The 15,857-nt window shown below is 36.9% G+C and carries 18 protein-coding genes; 9 read left to right on the top strand and 9 right to left on the bottom strand.

Annotated features, from left to right (window positions below; translation table 11 throughout):
• Window positions 1-53: 53 nt before the first annotated feature.
• The 7 genes from ACQY77_RS21010 to ACQY77_RS20980 all read right to left on the bottom strand — a co-directional run bounded on the left by ACQY77_RS21010 (window position 54) and on the right by ACQY77_RS20980 (window position 6,488).
• A complete protein-coding gene (locus ACQY77_RS21010; protein ID WP_421940359.1) occupies window positions 54-1,415 on the bottom strand; it encodes a pyridoxal-phosphate dependent enzyme in 1,362 nt (453 codons plus the stop codon).
• Window positions 1,416-1,571: 156 nt separating this feature from the next.
• Window positions 1,572-2,666 (bottom strand): DNA-processing protein DprA, encoded by a 1,095-nt coding sequence (gene dprA / locus ACQY77_RS21005; protein WP_421940360.1) that lies wholly within the window; start codon window positions 2,664-2,666, stop codon window positions 1,572-1,574.
• A 58-nt stretch (window positions 2,667-2,724) separates the two neighbouring features.
• Entirely contained in the window at window positions 2,725-2,991 is a 267-nt protein-coding gene (locus ACQY77_RS21000) for a hypothetical protein (RefSeq protein ID WP_421940361.1), read from the bottom strand.
• Between the two features lie 139 nt (window positions 2,992-3,130).
• On the bottom strand, window positions 3,131-4,621 hold the full coding sequence (locus ACQY77_RS20995; protein ID WP_421940362.1) for a S41 family peptidase: 1,491 nt from the start codon (window positions 4,619-4,621) through the stop codon (window positions 3,131-3,133).
• Between the two features lie 3 nt (window positions 4,622-4,624).
• Complete coding sequence (locus ACQY77_RS20990) at window positions 4,625-5,233, bottom strand: HAD family hydrolase (RefSeq protein WP_421940363.1); 609 nt, start codon at window positions 5,231-5,233, stop codon at window positions 4,625-4,627.
• Between the two features lies 1 nt (window position 5,234).
• Window positions 5,235-5,714: a hypothetical protein gene (locus ACQY77_RS20985; RefSeq protein ID WP_421940364.1), complete on the bottom strand. Its 480-nt coding sequence runs from the start codon at window positions 5,712-5,714 to the stop codon at window positions 5,235-5,237.
• 123 nt (window positions 5,715-5,837) lie between these two features.
• Complete coding sequence (locus ACQY77_RS20980; RefSeq protein ID WP_421940365.1) at window positions 5,838-6,488, bottom strand: ABC transporter ATP-binding protein; 651 nt, start codon at window positions 6,486-6,488, stop codon at window positions 5,838-5,840.
• 293 nt (window positions 6,489-6,781) lie between these two features.
• On the opposite strand from ACQY77_RS20980, the gene ACQY77_RS20975 reads away from it, so the two are divergent.
• The 7 genes from ACQY77_RS20975 (at window position 6,782) to sucC (ending at window position 12,359) form a co-directional block, all read left to right on the top strand.
• Window positions 6,782-7,417 carry a hypothetical protein gene (locus ACQY77_RS20975; RefSeq protein ID WP_421940366.1) on the top strand — a complete coding sequence of 212 codons (636 nt, stop codon included), beginning with the start codon at window positions 6,782-6,784 and terminating at the stop codon, window positions 7,415-7,417.
• 1 nt (window position 7,418) lies between these two features.
• A complete protein-coding gene (locus tag ACQY77_RS20970; protein WP_421940367.1) occupies window positions 7,419-7,715 on the top strand; it encodes a winged helix-turn-helix domain-containing protein in 297 nt (98 codons plus the stop codon).
• 43 nt (window positions 7,716-7,758) lie between these two features.
• A complete protein-coding gene (locus ACQY77_RS20965) occupies window positions 7,759-8,055 on the top strand; it encodes a hypothetical protein (protein ID WP_421940368.1) in 297 nt (98 codons plus the stop codon).
• A gap of 10 nt (window positions 8,056-8,065) precedes the next feature.
• Entirely contained in the window at window positions 8,066-9,631 is a 1,566-nt protein-coding gene (locus ACQY77_RS20960; protein ID WP_421940369.1) for a DUF4173 domain-containing protein, read from the top strand.
• A gap of 119 nt (window positions 9,632-9,750) precedes the next feature.
• On the top strand, window positions 9,751-10,518 hold the full coding sequence (locus ACQY77_RS20955) for a ferritin-like domain-containing protein (protein WP_421940370.1): 768 nt from the start codon (window positions 9,751-9,753) through the stop codon (window positions 10,516-10,518).
• Window positions 10,519-10,644: 126 nt separating this feature from the next.
• The gene (locus ACQY77_RS20950) at window positions 10,645-10,953 is read left to right on the top strand and encodes a hypothetical protein (protein ID WP_421940371.1); all 309 of its coding nucleotides are present in this window, start codon (window positions 10,645-10,647) and stop codon (window positions 10,951-10,953) included.
• A gap of 206 nt (window positions 10,954-11,159) precedes the next feature.
• On the top strand, window positions 11,160-12,359 hold the full coding sequence (gene sucC / locus ACQY77_RS20945) for an ADP-forming succinate--CoA ligase subunit beta (protein WP_421940372.1): 1,200 nt from the start codon (window positions 11,160-11,162) through the stop codon (window positions 12,357-12,359).
• 296 nt (window positions 12,360-12,655) lie between these two features.
• Here sucC and ACQY77_RS20940 read toward each other — a convergent pair whose 3' ends face one another.
• Window positions 12,656-12,862, bottom strand: coding sequence for a helix-turn-helix domain-containing protein (locus tag ACQY77_RS20940; RefSeq protein ID WP_421940373.1), 207 nt, complete (start codon window positions 12,860-12,862; stop codon window positions 12,656-12,658).
• A 24-nt stretch (window positions 12,863-12,886) separates the two neighbouring features.
• The gene (locus tag ACQY77_RS20935) at window positions 12,887-13,483 is read right to left on the bottom strand and encodes a hypothetical protein (protein WP_421940374.1); all 597 of its coding nucleotides are present in this window, start codon (window positions 13,481-13,483) and stop codon (window positions 12,887-12,889) included.
• Between the two features lie 391 nt (window positions 13,484-13,874).
• Here ACQY77_RS20935 and ACQY77_RS20930 point away from each other — a divergent pair, with 391 nt between their 5' ends.
• Window positions 13,875-14,735 (top strand): sigma-70 family RNA polymerase sigma factor, encoded by an 861-nt coding sequence (locus tag ACQY77_RS20930; protein WP_010601359.1) that lies wholly within the window; start codon window positions 13,875-13,877, stop codon window positions 14,733-14,735.
• Between the two features lie 405 nt (window positions 14,736-15,140).
• Window positions 15,141-15,800, top strand: a complete 660-nt coding sequence (locus ACQY77_RS20925) for an ATP-binding cassette domain-containing protein (RefSeq protein WP_421940375.1) — start codon at window positions 15,141-15,143, stop codon at window positions 15,798-15,800.
• The last annotated feature ends 57 nt before the right edge of the window (window positions 15,801-15,857 follow it).

The following is a 15,857-nucleotide window of genomic DNA, read 5'->3' as shown; positions in this document are numbered from 1 at the left end:
ATAAAGGCCACAAGTTAGTAACTTATGGCCTTTATCAAAAATAATCAAATGCTTTATCCCGATATCGCATTAATGATATCATACTGTGTAATAATCTCAATTTTACCCGACTCATCCTCTACCAGCACTGCCGAATTTTCTTTATTTATCAAAGAAGAAATCTTATCAATTGATGTGTTCAGATCCACAAAAGGGAAAGTAGCTGTCATAATTTCTGCGATTGGAGCAGATTTCAAACCCGGATTTTCGAGTAAGGCAGACAAAATATCGCTCTCCGCGATTTTCCCAACAATCATTCCTTGTTGTGTTACCGGAATTTGAGAAATGTTCATCGATTTGATGGTATTGATTGCTTCGATTACCGATTTTTGCGCATCAAGTGTCACGATATCAGCACTTTCCTTTTTGGCAAGAATAGATTTTGCCGTTAATTTTTCATCTTGTAAGAAGCCGCGTTCACGTAACCAATCTTCATTGTACATCTTACCCATGTATCGGCTACCATGATCGTGAAAAATAACTACTACCACATCTTCAGGTTTTAATTTATCTTTAAGCTGAACCAATCCCGCTACTGCAGCACCAGCAGAATTACCAACAAAAATGCCTTCTTTTCTGGCAATATCCCTGGTCATTAATGCAGCATCCTTATCAGTTACCTTTTCAAACAGATCAATCACACTGAAATCAACATTCGCAGGAAGAAAATCCTCCCCTATCCCTTCGGTGATATAAGGATATATCTCATCTTTATCGAAGATTCCTGTTTCTTTATATTTTTTGAATACCGAACCATAAGTATCAATTCCCCATACTTTAATATCTGGATTTTTCTCTTTTAGGTATTTCCCTGTTCCTGATATCGTTCCACCCGTACCTACACCCACTACTAAATGGGTAATTCTGCCTTCAGTTTGCGCCCATATTTCTGGTCCGGTTTGCTCATAATGCGCTTGAGAATTAGCTAAGTTATCGTACTGATTAGGTTTCCATGAATTGGGTACTTCGCGCTCTAAACGGGAAGAAACCGAATAATATGAACGTGGGTCTTCAGGCTCTACATTAGTTGGACAAACGATTACCTCCGCACCAAAGGCACGTAAAGCGTCAACTTTTTCTTTAGATTGCTTATCTGTGGTGGTAAAAATACATTTGTAACCTTTAATGATAGCGGCCATAGCCAATCCCATTCCTGTATTGCCGGATGTTCCTTCAATAATGGTTCCACCTGGTTTTAGCTTGCCACTTTTCTCTGCATCTTCAATCATCTTTACCGCCATCCGGTCTTTGATAGAATTTCCAGGGTTAGTTGTTTCAATTTTAGCTAAAACCGTTGCCGGTATTCCTTTAGTAATTGTATTTAATTTGACCAATGGTGTATTACCAATGGTTTCTAAAATATTATTGTACCACATACTGCAAATTTAAGAAAAGGCATTAAGTATTTTACAAATCATTATTTAATTAAAACATTATTTTAAATAAACCTAAAAATCAAAATTTAATACCATAATCTATTATTATGATAGGTATTATAGATTGTTTATTCTGCATTTACATTCTTCTTCAACCTAAACCAGTTTATAAATTTTCCCAGGGAGCGTGATAATAATACCCTGCATTTCTAATGTAAGTAAAACGATAGCCAGTTTCCCCGCAGAAATATTAAATTGATAGCTAAGCTCATCAATGCTTAATGGTCCATTGACCAATGCCCCAACAATATTTTTTTCCTGTGGGCTCAGGTTAATTGAAAGTGTTGTTTGTATAACTGGCTTTATCTGTTTACCAATTGCCTCCCACCCTAAATAATAAACTAAATCCTTCGCGCTGTTAATCAATGCTGCCCGGTTAGTTTTAATCAGAAAATTGCAGCCTTCTGAAAAAATATCGGTCGTTCTCCCCGGAAAAGCATAAACATCTTTATTATAAGAATTTGCTATCTCTGCAGTAATGAGTGCTCCACCTCTTCTGGAGGCTTCTACTACAACAGTAGCATCAGCAATTCCGGCTATGATTCTATTTCTTTGCGGAAAATTTTGACGATCAGGATTCGTTAGACTTGGGTATTCGGTTAACAAACCACCATTCAATACCATTTGCTGGGCAATGCGTTCATGAACCTGAGGATACAGGCGATCCAAACCGTGCCCTAAAACACCAACATTTGGAATGTTGTAAGACAAACATTCCTGATGCGCACAAACGTCAATACCATAGGCTAAACCACTAACAACGGTCACATTATAAGCAGACAGTCCCTCGGCCAACTCCCTGCAAAGACTCTTGCCGTATTCAGATGCATTTCGCGTCCCTACAATACTAACAATACGTTTATGGTTTAAATTGGCTACACCTTTATAGTATAACAGAATAGGTGCGTCATAACAGTTTTTCAGCCGTTGTGGATAACCTTCATCCGAAAAAAACAGTGGCTCGATACCATGTTTTTCCATAAAAAGCAGTTCCCGCTCCGCTTTAATTAATGCATCGGTATTTAATATGGATAGTATTGTTTTTTCTCCTATACCTGGTATTTGCAAAAGATGCTTTTTCTTGGCAGAAAAAACATCTTCAGCACTTCCACAATAAGCTAAAAGATTTTTTGCCGTAACCGGCCCAATATTTTTAATGAAGGTTAATGCAATTTTATAAAGTGTGCTCATTCAGAATTTTATAAGGTAAATAAAACGCGGGATGATTTATTTCCTTAAATAAGCAGACTTAAAAATCGATATCTATTACGCTTTTTATCGGGATGTGTACATTATTTTTTAATTGAACATATTTCTCTGTAACCGACCAAACAGTGGTATCAACCCGCTTCGGGCCAATGGTAGTATTAAAGGTAATTACTGCTTTGGATTTAAATTCATTACCCAAACGCTGCGCTTCATCCAGTTTAGATCGCAACTCTTCTGTATGATCTTCTTTGGCGCTGATGATGTTTAAATATCCTATGTGCTCTTTTTCAACGATTTCTATCGGCATAACTCTCTTAACGATTAATATAACAAGCTTATCAAAATTTCATAAAAAATGCAACCATTTAGTGATTCATTTTTCTAATAATTAAGATAAAAAAAAACCGATAGTTTTTTACGCTATCGGCCTAAAAATATTGCTTGGTTTATTTAAATTTCAATTTTCTTGTTTCTACCATGCCTTTAAATTCATGGTTTAATTGCGCGTTACTTTTATCTATATCTGCTCTCGTAACTCCCGAAGTACTACTAAGTCTGTTTTCACTTACAATGGCGCTATATATACCCTTTTCAGCATAGTTAAGCGCTTGCTTAAGCATGGCTTCCTCTGGGTCTCCAAAGTTTTTTGTCAGGTCGTCTGCTACGTCTTTATTTACAAGCATCCCGGAGAAATAATCGCCTTCTCCAAGCTGATTTTTAGTCTGGAATTGCGGGATGTATAAATCATACTTGTCGATATGGATAGAGAAAAATCCCACAGGCTTTCCATAGGTTTTTTTTCCAATGAGTTGCACGTCCATAATTGGCTTAAGATTGTTGATTAGCAATTCGCTGGCAGATGCAGTGCCATCGCTTACCAAAAAGTAAACCCGTGTTAAACCGTTCAGCGTTCCTCTTTTCTTAAATACTTCCTGGTTTCCAGCTGCTGCTGTAGGCTTATAAGAGTAATCGAAGAACGAATACATCCGGGTTACACCATCATTTCCCTTGGCGTAAAATTTTTGATTTTGTAAAATCGTTGCCTGTCCATCTTGCATCGTTTGGGTCCAGTAGGTTGTATACATAACCTGTCCATTTCTGCTTGACGGTGCAATCAGGTTAGTAAAATCTTCGGCTGTGGCTACTGATCCACCGCCATTATAACGCAAATCTACCACAAGCTCAGTGATTTGATCAGCTGCAAATTTTGTAAAGGCAGCATCCAACAAGCCTGATGAGTTGGTGGTGAAACTATTAAAAACTACATAACCTACTTTTTTGGCACCAACTGTATAGGTATTGGTAAACAGAACCGGGTTAATATTATAAGTAGAACGGGTAACAGTCTGCTCCTCAACCGTATTATCACTCTTCACCAGGGTTAAAGTAATGGATGGATTGTCTCCAAAGAGGGCATTATTAAGGTTATCAATATCAGTCTGGCTCGAACGGATTACCGTGCGACCATTTACCTTGGTGATTTGATAACCCCGTTTTAAACCTTTTGCATCAGCAGGAGAGTTTGGATAAACATATTTTACGCGAAGCAGATTATTTCCATCGTAGTTCGCAGAGAAACCATAATCACCGCTAACGCCACCCAGCTGCTCTGCAACAGAACCATCGTCGATAAACGAATACTTGTCTTTTCCACCAGTGCTCGGCAAGGCCTTAATGGCCGAAAGCACTGCATTGTAAGAGCTGTATTGTCTCGGATTGAATGTGCTGTAAGTGGGCATATTTGCATTCCACAAGTAGGTTTGCTGCGCATAAAGGTAGATTGAATCTTTCGTCAATTCATCCCGCGTTCCCGGAGTACCCTGGTCTACCGACCCATTTGGCTGATCCTGACTTGATTTTTTACAAGCACCAACAATTCCTACCCCAACAATCATGATATACAACAAACACCGCTGTACCAAAGCCTTTCTATTCATTTTCTATTTGTAAATTTCCAGTGACTCAATATACGGCAAATTAATTAATTTAGATTGCTCTGCATCAAAATTATTTGCCCCTACTACCAAGCATTGATCTTTACTTAAGTCGTTATCAGTTAACACCTTCTGAAACACTTCCGACTTAGATTGACCGAGTTCTTGAACGAAGAAAACGGTTAGATATTGTTCCAAACCATTCCATTCTGTTTGCTTTATTTTATTTAATTGCTGCTCCGGGTCCCCATCTGTTACAATCACGATTTTTTTCCGATCTATAACCAACTCCTCTAGAAAGTCCAGCATATTTTGAAAAAGCAATAACTTTAATGGCAAACGTGCTGTTTGATGCAACAATTCGAAATTATGAAAGTACTTTTCATCCAAATCAAACTGTGCTGCAGTTTTTACAAAAAGACCTTCAGTTCCACCCTGTTCATATTCTGTACGCATAAAATCCAGGATGGCCGTAGCACTTTTTTGCTCGGTGTACTCCATAAATTGAGCAAATAAATAATAAACCTGCAATAAATAATCCTTGGCTGGAAAAAGAACATCATCCAATTCAAAAATTACCAGCTGTTTGTCTTTAGCAAAAGAGAAATTATCCATTTTATATTGTAAATAGTTTTAGTTCATTACTGGTTTGGTTATATCCAAAAATGCCATTCAATGGCTGATTTTTTAGCTGTTCAGGCACAATACCTGTTGAGTAAATGCAAGTCCCGTTTATAAAAACCGCAAAATCTGAAAATGACTGCTGTTCTTCTGGCAAAAAGTTGGATAAAATGTCCGCCGGAGGCAACAGTACCTGAATATTATATTCATCGAAAAGCACAGCTGACTTTGCCATAGGCTCCAATTCAAATGCTTTTAATGGAATAATGCAGTCTATAGATTCTGTAATGCAGAAATTTAGAAAAATATGAGCAATACTATCCTTATTTAAATTTCCAAAAGATGCGAATCCATAATTTTCAGTTAATATGGCAGGAACATCCCCATAATCGCCAAGTAAAACAAAGTGATTGGGAAATGCTTTTAATAATTTAAGTGCTTTGGCATTGTTGCCGCCCGTAATGAGTATTTTCATTTATTAAATGAGTGATTTGATAGAATTAAAGAATGGATGTAGAAGGAGTGATTGAACAACATGATCCAATAACTATCGATTAATGACTAATGCCCTGTAACTAATAACCAGTAAACGCAAAAACTAAACGATAAGCCCGTCTTTCATACTTACCACACGATCGCTGGTTTTCGCAAGGTGTTCATTATGGGTTACAATTATAAAAGTCTGGTGAAAATTATCCCTCAAGCTTACAAAAAGCTGATGAAGCGCAGCTGCATTTTCCGAATCCAGATTGCCAGATGGTTCATCTGCAAGAATGATAGCTGGATTATTGATCAATGCCCGGGCAATAGCCACACGTTGCTGTTCTCCGCCCGAAAGTTGATTGGGTTTGTGATGTGCTCTATCCTTCAAACCGAACAAATCCAACAATTCTAACGCCCGGATTTCGGCCTGTTTCTTATTGGTTTTAGCAATAAAAGCTGGGATACAGATATTTTCCAGTGCATTAAACTCCGGTAGTAAGTGATGGAATTGAAATACAAAACCAATATTCTGATTTCTGAAACTACTTAATAAATCGCCACTTAGTTTACTAACAACCGTGTTTTTTAGTTCTACAGCCCCGGCATCTGGCTTGTCCAAAGTGCCTAAAATATGTAACAATGTACTTTTACCCGCTCCGGATGGGCCTATTATGCTCACAATCTCCCCTTTTTCAACCTCAAAATTTACACCTTTCAAAATTTCAAGTTTACCGTATGATTTTCTTATTCCTGTGGCTTTTAGCATATCGTCAAATTTAGTAAAAAAGGGCAAAGTGCACAATTATTAGCAACAGAGGAAACAGAGCCGGGACAATTGAGAATGACTCGGACAGGAAATTGGTAACGGGAAATACACAATGGATCAGAAGCTAAGCAATGAATATTGAAATGAACCAATAGCGAAAGAATAAATGATAGTCTTAGCTTTCTCTATATCCCCTTTTGCTCTATCATTAATCCAAACCAATCAGAAATAAAAAAATAAAATTTGCAATTCTCATTTTGTTGCATAACTTTGAAAAACAAAGCACTTTTAATATGAGTACTACAGAAGAACAGCTAGATGCATTGAAAGACATCAGACAAATGATGGATCGCTCCTCCAGATTTATCTCTTTGAGTGGCCTGTCTGGTGTTTTTGCTGGCGTTATCGCTTTAATAGGTGCTTATTTTGCCCAGGATGAAATTGATAAATTCATTAATAACAGAGGCTATTCTTACGGTGTTGAAGGAGAAATAGACTTAGAATATAATTTAGTTAAACTGGGTCTAATCGTGTTATTTGTAGCCCTGGCCGGAGGTATTTTATTTACCTATCGCAAAAGCCAACGCAATAACCTTCCTATCTGGGATAAAACATCTAAATCACTGGTAATTAATTTATTTATCCCCCTGGTTACTGGCGGTCTGTTTATCATTGCCTTGTTGGTTAATCATCCGGGCACATACAGCATCATTGCTCCCTCCTGTTTGGTATTTTATGGGTTGGCGTTAATTAATGCAAGCAGATATACTTATAGCGATATCCGTTATCTGGGCTTTTGTGAAGTAGCATTGGGTTTAATTTGCATGTTTTATGTAGGTTACGGATTAATATTTTGGGCAGTTGGCTTTGGTTTATTACACATTGTTTACGGTCTTTTAATGTATTTCAAATACGAGAAAGGCAAATAAGATGAAGAACCCTATAGCTGATTTAAATAAGATTTTTGATAGCAGAATCAGGCTTGGCGTGATGTCTATGCTTGTGGTGAATGATGAAATTAGCTTTAACGACCTCAAGCAGATGCTTGAACTTACCGACGGGAATCTCGCTTCACACTTAAATACACTGGAGCAATCAGAATTCATCAAGGTTCATAAAGGGTTTATCGGAAGAAAAACCAGTACCACCTACTCCATTACCGATTTGGGCAAGCAAGCCTTTAAAGCACACTTAGATGCCCTTGAAAAAATGATTAAGAAACTATAATATTTTTTTGACCAACTACTTTGAAATTCAAAGCACTTTTAAAATGAAAAACATTAACCTGACTTACATCGGTAAGAAAATCGCTTACTTCTCCTCAATAACAGGCACAGTTATCCTGGTGCTATTTTTATTGAGTAAATCTGAATTATTCGTAACAGCAGGACTTTATTTCCTCCTCACTGCTTTTATCATTAATTCACTCTTATTCTTATGTATACTCCTTGAATTTTTAGGCAAACCTGCTGATTGGAGAGTATACCTTGTTACTATGCTCCGCATGCTAATTAACATCCCGCTGAGCATCTTATACTGCCATGTTGCTATCTCTTTCCATCTATAATAATAAAAAAATGAAAAATAAATCCAACCTCTTGCTACTCTTCATCTTAATTGGAGGCTTGCTTTTTAGCTTCCTGTTCTGGAATGAACGCCTTGCATTAAACTTACTCATTTACAGTATTTTCATCCTGGCAGTTAACTTTTGGAATCCTGAAGTTCCTAAAAGCCCTAAATTCAAAATATATGCCCTTGCACATTTGTTTGCTGCCGCCTTAGTGGTGATAAACAACAGCAGCCTCAGTATTGCTACTTATTACCTGAGTTTGCTACTTTTTATCGGCTTTAGCCATTTCCCTCAATTAAGGACTGTTTTTCTTGCCATTATAACTGCCGGAGTCCAAATTTTTACGGTTCCAATAAGTTTTGTCCAGCACCTAAGCCAGGTCAGCATCGGTGGTTTTAATTTAAAGCCGTTGTTCAGATTATTAAAATACATTGTTTTCCCAATATTCATTGTAACAGTATTTACTGCTATCTATGCCGGTGCTAATGATGTTTTTAATCATTATACCAGTAATTTCTTCGCTAGTATTGAAGACTTTTTCAGCAAAATTTTAAACTTCCTCTTTCAGGATTTAAGCCTGCCGCGTTTCGTACATTTTTGTTTCGGAATGTTTTTATCAGCTGGATTAATTATCAGTTTTTTTAGCAAGGGATTGGAAGAGGCAGAGATGAAATGCAAGGAAGAACTGATTAGACTGCGCAGAAATACAAAATTAAAAACCCTTTGGTATGAAATTGTTCACACTTTTGGCGGGAGCCTCATAACAAAAAACCTGGCCTTGAAAACAGAGTTCATTATTGCAATGATCTCATTCAGTGCCTTGAACCTACTGATATTGTTCCTTAATCTTATTGATATTACCACATTATGGTTTAATTACAAACCACGTGGAAGTTTTTCTGCTGATTTACACCAAGGCACCAACGCGTTGATTTTCAGCATCCTCATTGCCATGGTGGTGATCATTTATTTTTTCAGGGCTAATCTGAACTTTTATAGCAAAAGTAAAACACTCCGAACATTGGCTTACTTCTGGATGCTCCAAAATTTCATCCTGATCATTTCTGTTTTTATAAAAGATGGCTACTATATTGATGTTTATGGATTAACACACAAACGGATTGGCGTTTTAGTATTTGCAACCTTATGTATTATCGGCTTAATAACTGTATACATCAAAGTAGCCAGGCAAAAAACCCTCTTCTATCTGCTTAAAGTAAACGGCAGTATCTGGTTTATCTTACTGCTGGCATTCAGTACCATAAACTGGGATGTATTTATTGTAAAATACAATTTTGCCAACAAAGACAGCATAACATTCGATCCAGACTACCAACTCTCATTATCCGACAAAACTTTGCCAATACTTGATCAGAACCGAAAAAGCCTGACGATCTCCAATACGACCGAACTACCTGAATATGAAATTGCCAAACCTGCTAATAACATTGAGCTGCAAAACAAACTTGATAACAGAATAGGGTATTTTAAGGCACGCTATGAAGAAGTAAGCTGGCTATCTCTGAATTTACCCGATTGGAAGGCAGCACATTATTTTGGATTAAACAAATAAATGATGAACAAGTCGTCAAACCTATTCCTACTCCTCCTATCATTATTGGCATTGGCCTGGTTTATCCTGGATCAAGCTGTTCAGAAAATACTTGACATTAAAAATTAAGCGATCAGTATATGAAAATTCACACGTCCAACTACTGGATAAAATATTTTGCTGCCAATCTTAAACAAGAAAGAATTGACTGGCGTTTAACACCTCAGCTCATGCCAGCAGAAAGGGCAAACATTCTCAAATCATTACAAGCCTGGCAGCTCGGTGAAACTTCGGAGGGTGAGCATTTACTCCATGCTTCAAAAAAATATGCCCATACTATTAATGATCCTGAATACCCTGATGCAGTTAAACTTTTTATCAAAGAGGAACAAAAACATGGTAATAACCTGGGAAAGTATCTGGACCTGATTGGAGAAGAGCGAATAAAAAAAGACTGGGGAGATAGCATGTTCCGAAAAATAAGATATTACAATACTAACATGGAGCTGTGGACACTTGCCGTAATTACGGTGGAAAGTGCTGCCCAAATCTTTTATCAGGCATTAAAAGATGCAACGAATTGCAGCCTGCTGGGGCAAATCTGTACAGACATCTTAATCGATGAAGCAGCACACATTACCTTTCAAAGAGAGCGGCTCTACATCATCTTTAGCCAGAAAAATGCATTTTTCAAGTTCACAGCTTACCATGCTTACACCTGTTTTTTCATCTGCACCAGTTTGATCGTATGGATTGCCCATAAGAACTTATTCAAGGCTGGAAAACTCAGTTTCTCCCGATATTTCAATAAGATGAAATCAAAATTGAGAAAAGTGATGGGGAAAAACCAATTATACCAGACACAGGACAACACGCATGTTTCAGCAAAAGAAATACTTACAGCATAATATTTGTAATTAACCGCTCGCCTTTGCTAAACTTTTGTTGGATTTTAGTTTCCCGGTGCAATTGCGTCGGGAAAGCAAAGGTTTAAAATCGAATTATTTTATAAAAACTATTTAAATTTAAAAAAAATGAAAAATCAAGCAACATTGAACACAGGAACACAGCGAGTTAAAATAATATTAGTTGTAATTGCAACTATATTAACCATTCCATTAATTGCGATGCAGTTTACCCCAGAGGTAAAGTGGGACCTGGCCGACTTTGTAGCAGCCGGAGCCTTATTATTGAGTGCAGGCCTCGCAATAGAGTTGGTTTTTAGAACAATTACTTCCAACAACCTAAGAGCTGTACTCTTTTTGGTCATTTTATTGGTATTGTTTCTACTTTGGGCAGAAATGGCCGTTGGCATATTCGGTTCTCCCCTCGCAGGGAGTTAATCCGTTTTAAACTTTCTTAAAGTTCATATACACCAAGAAGAGAGGTTAAGTAACTATTTTATTTTACAAGCATATCCCACACCTTAACCCTTCTTCGCAGTGCTGAAACAGCTGATTAACACAAAACGTTCATTTTCTGAAAAAATCGGTTTTTACTATTTGTTTAAAGGCTTTGAAATTGTAGCTTTGGGCAAATTTTGTAGCAAATGAATATTCACGAATACCAGGGTAAACAAATATTAAAAAGTTTCGGTGTAAACGTTCAAGAAGGAATTGTTGCCGATACGCCTGAGCAAGCTGTTGAGGCTGCTAAGAAACTGAAAACCGATTACAATTCTGACTGGGTTGTTATTAAGGCGCAAATCCACGCAGGTGGTCGCGGTAAAGGCGGAGGTGTTAAGTTGGCTAAAAACCTTGAAGAGGTTCAACAACGTGCTACCGATATTATCGGCATGCAATTAGTTACTCCACAAACCGGTCCTGAAGGTAAAAAAGTGAACAAAGTTTTAGTAGCTCAGGATGTTTATTATCCAGGTCCTTCTGAAACTAAAGAATTCTACATTTCAGTTTTATTAGATCGTGCAAAAGGTCGTAACATCATCATGTACAGTACCGAAGGTGGTATGGATATTGAAGAAGTTGCTGAACATACTCCTCACTTGATCTTTAAAGAAGAAATTGATCCTAAAGTAGGCTTACAAGGTTTTCAGGCACGTAAAATCGCTTTCAACTTAGGCGTTAGCGGTAATGCATTTAAAGAAATGGTAAAATTTGTTTCTGCTTTATACAAAGCTTACGAAGCTACCGATTCTTCAATGTTCGAAATCAATCCTGTTTTAAAAACTTCTGACGATAAAGTGATAGCCGTTGATGCTAAAGTTAATTTAGATGAAAATGGTTTATTCCGTCACCCGGATTATGCTGCCATGCGTGACGTGACAGAAGAAGATCCAATGGAAGTTGAAGCAAGTGCTTCTAACCTTAACTTCGTTAACTTAGATGGTAACGTAGGTTGTATGGTTAACGGTGCTGGTTTAGCAATGGCAACAATGGACATTATTAAGTTAGCTGGTGGTGAGCCTGCAAACTTCTTAGATGTTGGCGGAACTGCAAATGCACAAACAGTAAAGGCTGCTTTCAACATCATTTTGAAAGATCCAAACGTTAAAGCTATCTTAATTAACATTTTTGGTGGTATTGTTCGTTGTGACCGTGTTGCTCAAGGTGTTATTGATGCATATAACGAAATCGGAAATATTCCTGTTCCGATTATCTGCCGTTTACAAGGTACAAATGCTGAGGAAGCTAAAAAATTAATTGATGATTCAGGACTTAAAGTTTATTCAGCTATCGCTTTAAAAGAAGCCGCTGATTTAGTAACTAAAGTTTTAGAAGAACAAGCATAATTTTAAAGCTAAAGTTATATTTTAAAAGCCTTTCAGTAAAACTGAAAGGCTTTTATTTTTATATCGCCAGATTGGCAAACAAAGGCCTTACACCCGCTCAATGTAATGGAATATAGCTGATGACTACTGCTGTATTGAAAACAAAAGGTAATGCATTATGGCACACTGCAGCCCTGCTATCCATCCAGCCCCTCAACAGACTTCTCTCCGGACTTTCCGCTTTATCAGGTTTATATAATCAAATCAAATGCCTTTGGTACGAGCCTGCTTGTATCCGTTTACAGGGACATGGAGAATTAACCCTCCCTGAATTCCAGAATATCTCCGGGCTGGCAATCCAGTACTTTACAGATTGATTCCAGGGTTTCTAAACGGATTGCTTTTGCTTTACCGGTTTTTAAAATGGATAAATTAGACATCGTAATACCTACCCTTTCACTTAGTTCGGTTAACGACATTTTTCGTCTGGCAAGCATTACATCTAAATTGATGATTATAGGCATCTCTAAAATAAGTTCTAACGTAAGTTAAATAGTCAAATCATTTTCCTTTTTGAGTTCAATAACGTATGCATGGTATTGCAAAATAACATTAAACAAGACAAATAAGGATAGCAGATTAAAAATAGAGTAACCATTTTGACTATGATCAAGCTTAAAGTTCCCACCCGTTAATTGCAGGAAATAATGGTCTACCGGAATACCCACAGCAAAAAGGAGCGCAAAATAGAGTATACCAGCACCTCCCACATATTGGTAAAAATTACTTTCTGTGAGATTGAGCAAAATTTGAGGTTTAAACTTTAGGATAATCAGCATCATGATGCCTAAAATCAAGAAAAAAATTACGTTTGCACCATGATCAGAAAAATGTTCATTATACAAGAACAAGGACTGAAACAAAGTAGGTTTTATCTGTAATGTTCCTAATGTTTGTTCGTTTGTATATGTACCTAATTGAACTGCCTTAGTTGTGCTGGCGGAAGAGTTATCTATTACTTTCAGTATGATATTTCCACTACTGTATGCCCGTATTGCTCCTACCAGATGAAATAGTAGCGGAATAATAGCCATAATGATGAAACCATAGGCTGAAGATTTGATTATTTTGCTAATTTTATTCATGACTTGAGCGTGTAATAAGTGACAAAAATTCAGCTTGAGGAAACGCTTGTACAAACACCTTAATTAAAACTTTGATTAATAGATGCGTAGTGAGTGCAGATCCCTAAAACGTCATTTGTAAATAATTAATTATACATCAAACATATTAAAATATTTATTATAATTCAAAATATATTTATTGTTTTACAATAAATATTAATTGCATTTCGACTATAACTGGATATCGTAAATAAAATATGACAAAAACTTTATTGGAATGATTTTTGTTGTAACTAAAACATTAAAAAACTTGTGCAAACAGCAACATTTTCAGCATTTTATCCTTTCGGATTGCTATACAATTTCGTAACTTTGCACACTCCAATAATTATAGAGCACACAAAACGTATAAATGAGACAACTCAAGATAACGCAATCCATTACCAACCGCGAAAGTCAGTCTTTAGACAAATATCTTCACGAAATCGGTAAAGTAGATTTAATCACAGCAGAAGAGGAAGTAATTTTAGCTAGGAAGATTCGTGAGGGCGATCAGGCTGCATTAGAGCGATTGACTAAAACCAACTTACGTTTCGTTGTATCAGTTGCCAAGCAATATCAAAACCAAGGTTTAACATTGGGTGATTTGATTAATGAAGGTAACCTGGGCTTAATCAAAGCTGCAAAGCGTTTCGATGAAACCAAGGGTTTTAAATTCATTTCTTATGCCGTTTGGTGGATTCGTCAATCTATTCTTCAAGCTATTGCAGAGCAGAGCCGTATTGTTCGTTTACCTTTAAACCAGGTTGGTTCATTGAGTAAAATCAGCAAGGCTTTTTCTAAATTAGAGCAAGAGTATGAGCGCGAGCCTTCTCCAGAGGAATTAGCTGATATTTTAGAGACTACTGTTGATAAGATTTCTGACACTTTAAGTAACTCTGGCCGCCACGTATCAATGGATGCACCATTTGTTCAAGGTGAAGAAAATACATTATTAGATGTACTGGAAAACCATGAGCCAAATACAGATAGTTCATTAATCAACGAATCATTATCTGAAGAGATTAAACGTTCTTTATCTACCCTAACAGAAAGAGAAAGAGAAATTATCGTTTTATTCTTTGGTTTAGGTTCTAACCACCCATTATCTTTAGAAGAAATTGGGGAAAAATTTAACCTAACGCGTGAACGTGTGAGGCAAATTAAGGACAAGGCACTACAACGTCTTCGTCATACTTCAAGAAGTAAAATTTTAAAATCTTATTTAGGCTAAGATTAAGATTTTTAGAGATAGAAAAGGATCGGCAAAATTTGCCGGTCCTTTTTTTATTCAATATAACTGGGTTTATAGTTGATTTCGCTATATTTAATCCATGTCCATTAACCTCCTCAAAAAAACAATCCGGATTTACAAACCAATTGCAGCATGGAACGTTACCGTCAGTGTATTGGTTTCCTTATTATTTTATTACAAGGGCTTTGCTGAGACAGAAATTTACAGCCTGGCCATCTTCTTCAAATTATTAGGCTGGGCCGTCTCTCTGGCATTACATTACATGTTCTACCAATCCTCAATATACTTCTTTCAAAATATGGGTATTGGTTTAAAAAAAATCATGTTTAACCTAATATGTTATGACGTTTTATTATTTATAAGTTTATTGTTGTTTATACGTCAATGTCAAAGATTTTTATAGACAGCGTTACCCATTCTTACAGAGAGAGAGAATTGCTCTGCGGGGTTTATTTGGCTTGTAAAACTGGAGAAGTAGTGGGCTTATTGGGCAGAAATGGCTGTGGAAAATCCACCTTATTAAAGATTATGTTTGGCAATGTTAAAGCTCATTTTAAATACCTGAATATAAATGGCCAGCAATATGACAAAGGTTATTTATCTAAAAACCTATCCTACTTGCCGCAGGATCGTTTCATACCCGATCAAATCAATGTTATTGAAGCCATAGAAACCTTTTGTAAAACGCACAAACAGAAACTACTTCAGGTGCCAATTATTGCAAAGAATCTGCTTAATAAGTTTTATCATCTTTCAGGTGGAGAATGCCGATTTATCGAATGTTTACTCTTGATTTATAGTGATGCGCAGTTCGTATTATTGGATGAACCATTTTCACAACTTTCTCCTGTATGGGTTGAGGAATTGAAGCAACACATCAACGAAGTGAAAGCTCAAAAAGGCTTCATCATTACCGACCACCTTTACCGCTCGATAATAGACTGCGCTGATCGTATCGTGCTCATTCACAACAAACGAAACTATACCATTAACAATGAGGAAGACTTAATACTCCACGGGTATTTACCGGGATTTACGGTGTAAAACCTGGAGCTACCAGATACGCAGACACTAAGAACTGGTCTTAGTGACTTCTGCGCC

The sequence above is a fragment of the Pedobacter sp. genome (assembly GCF_965279535.1).
In the GTDB taxonomy this organism is placed as follows: Bacteria; Bacteroidota; Bacteroidia; order Sphingobacteriales; family Sphingobacteriaceae; genus Pedobacter.
This window is presented reverse-complemented; position numbering and strand designations above follow the sequence as displayed.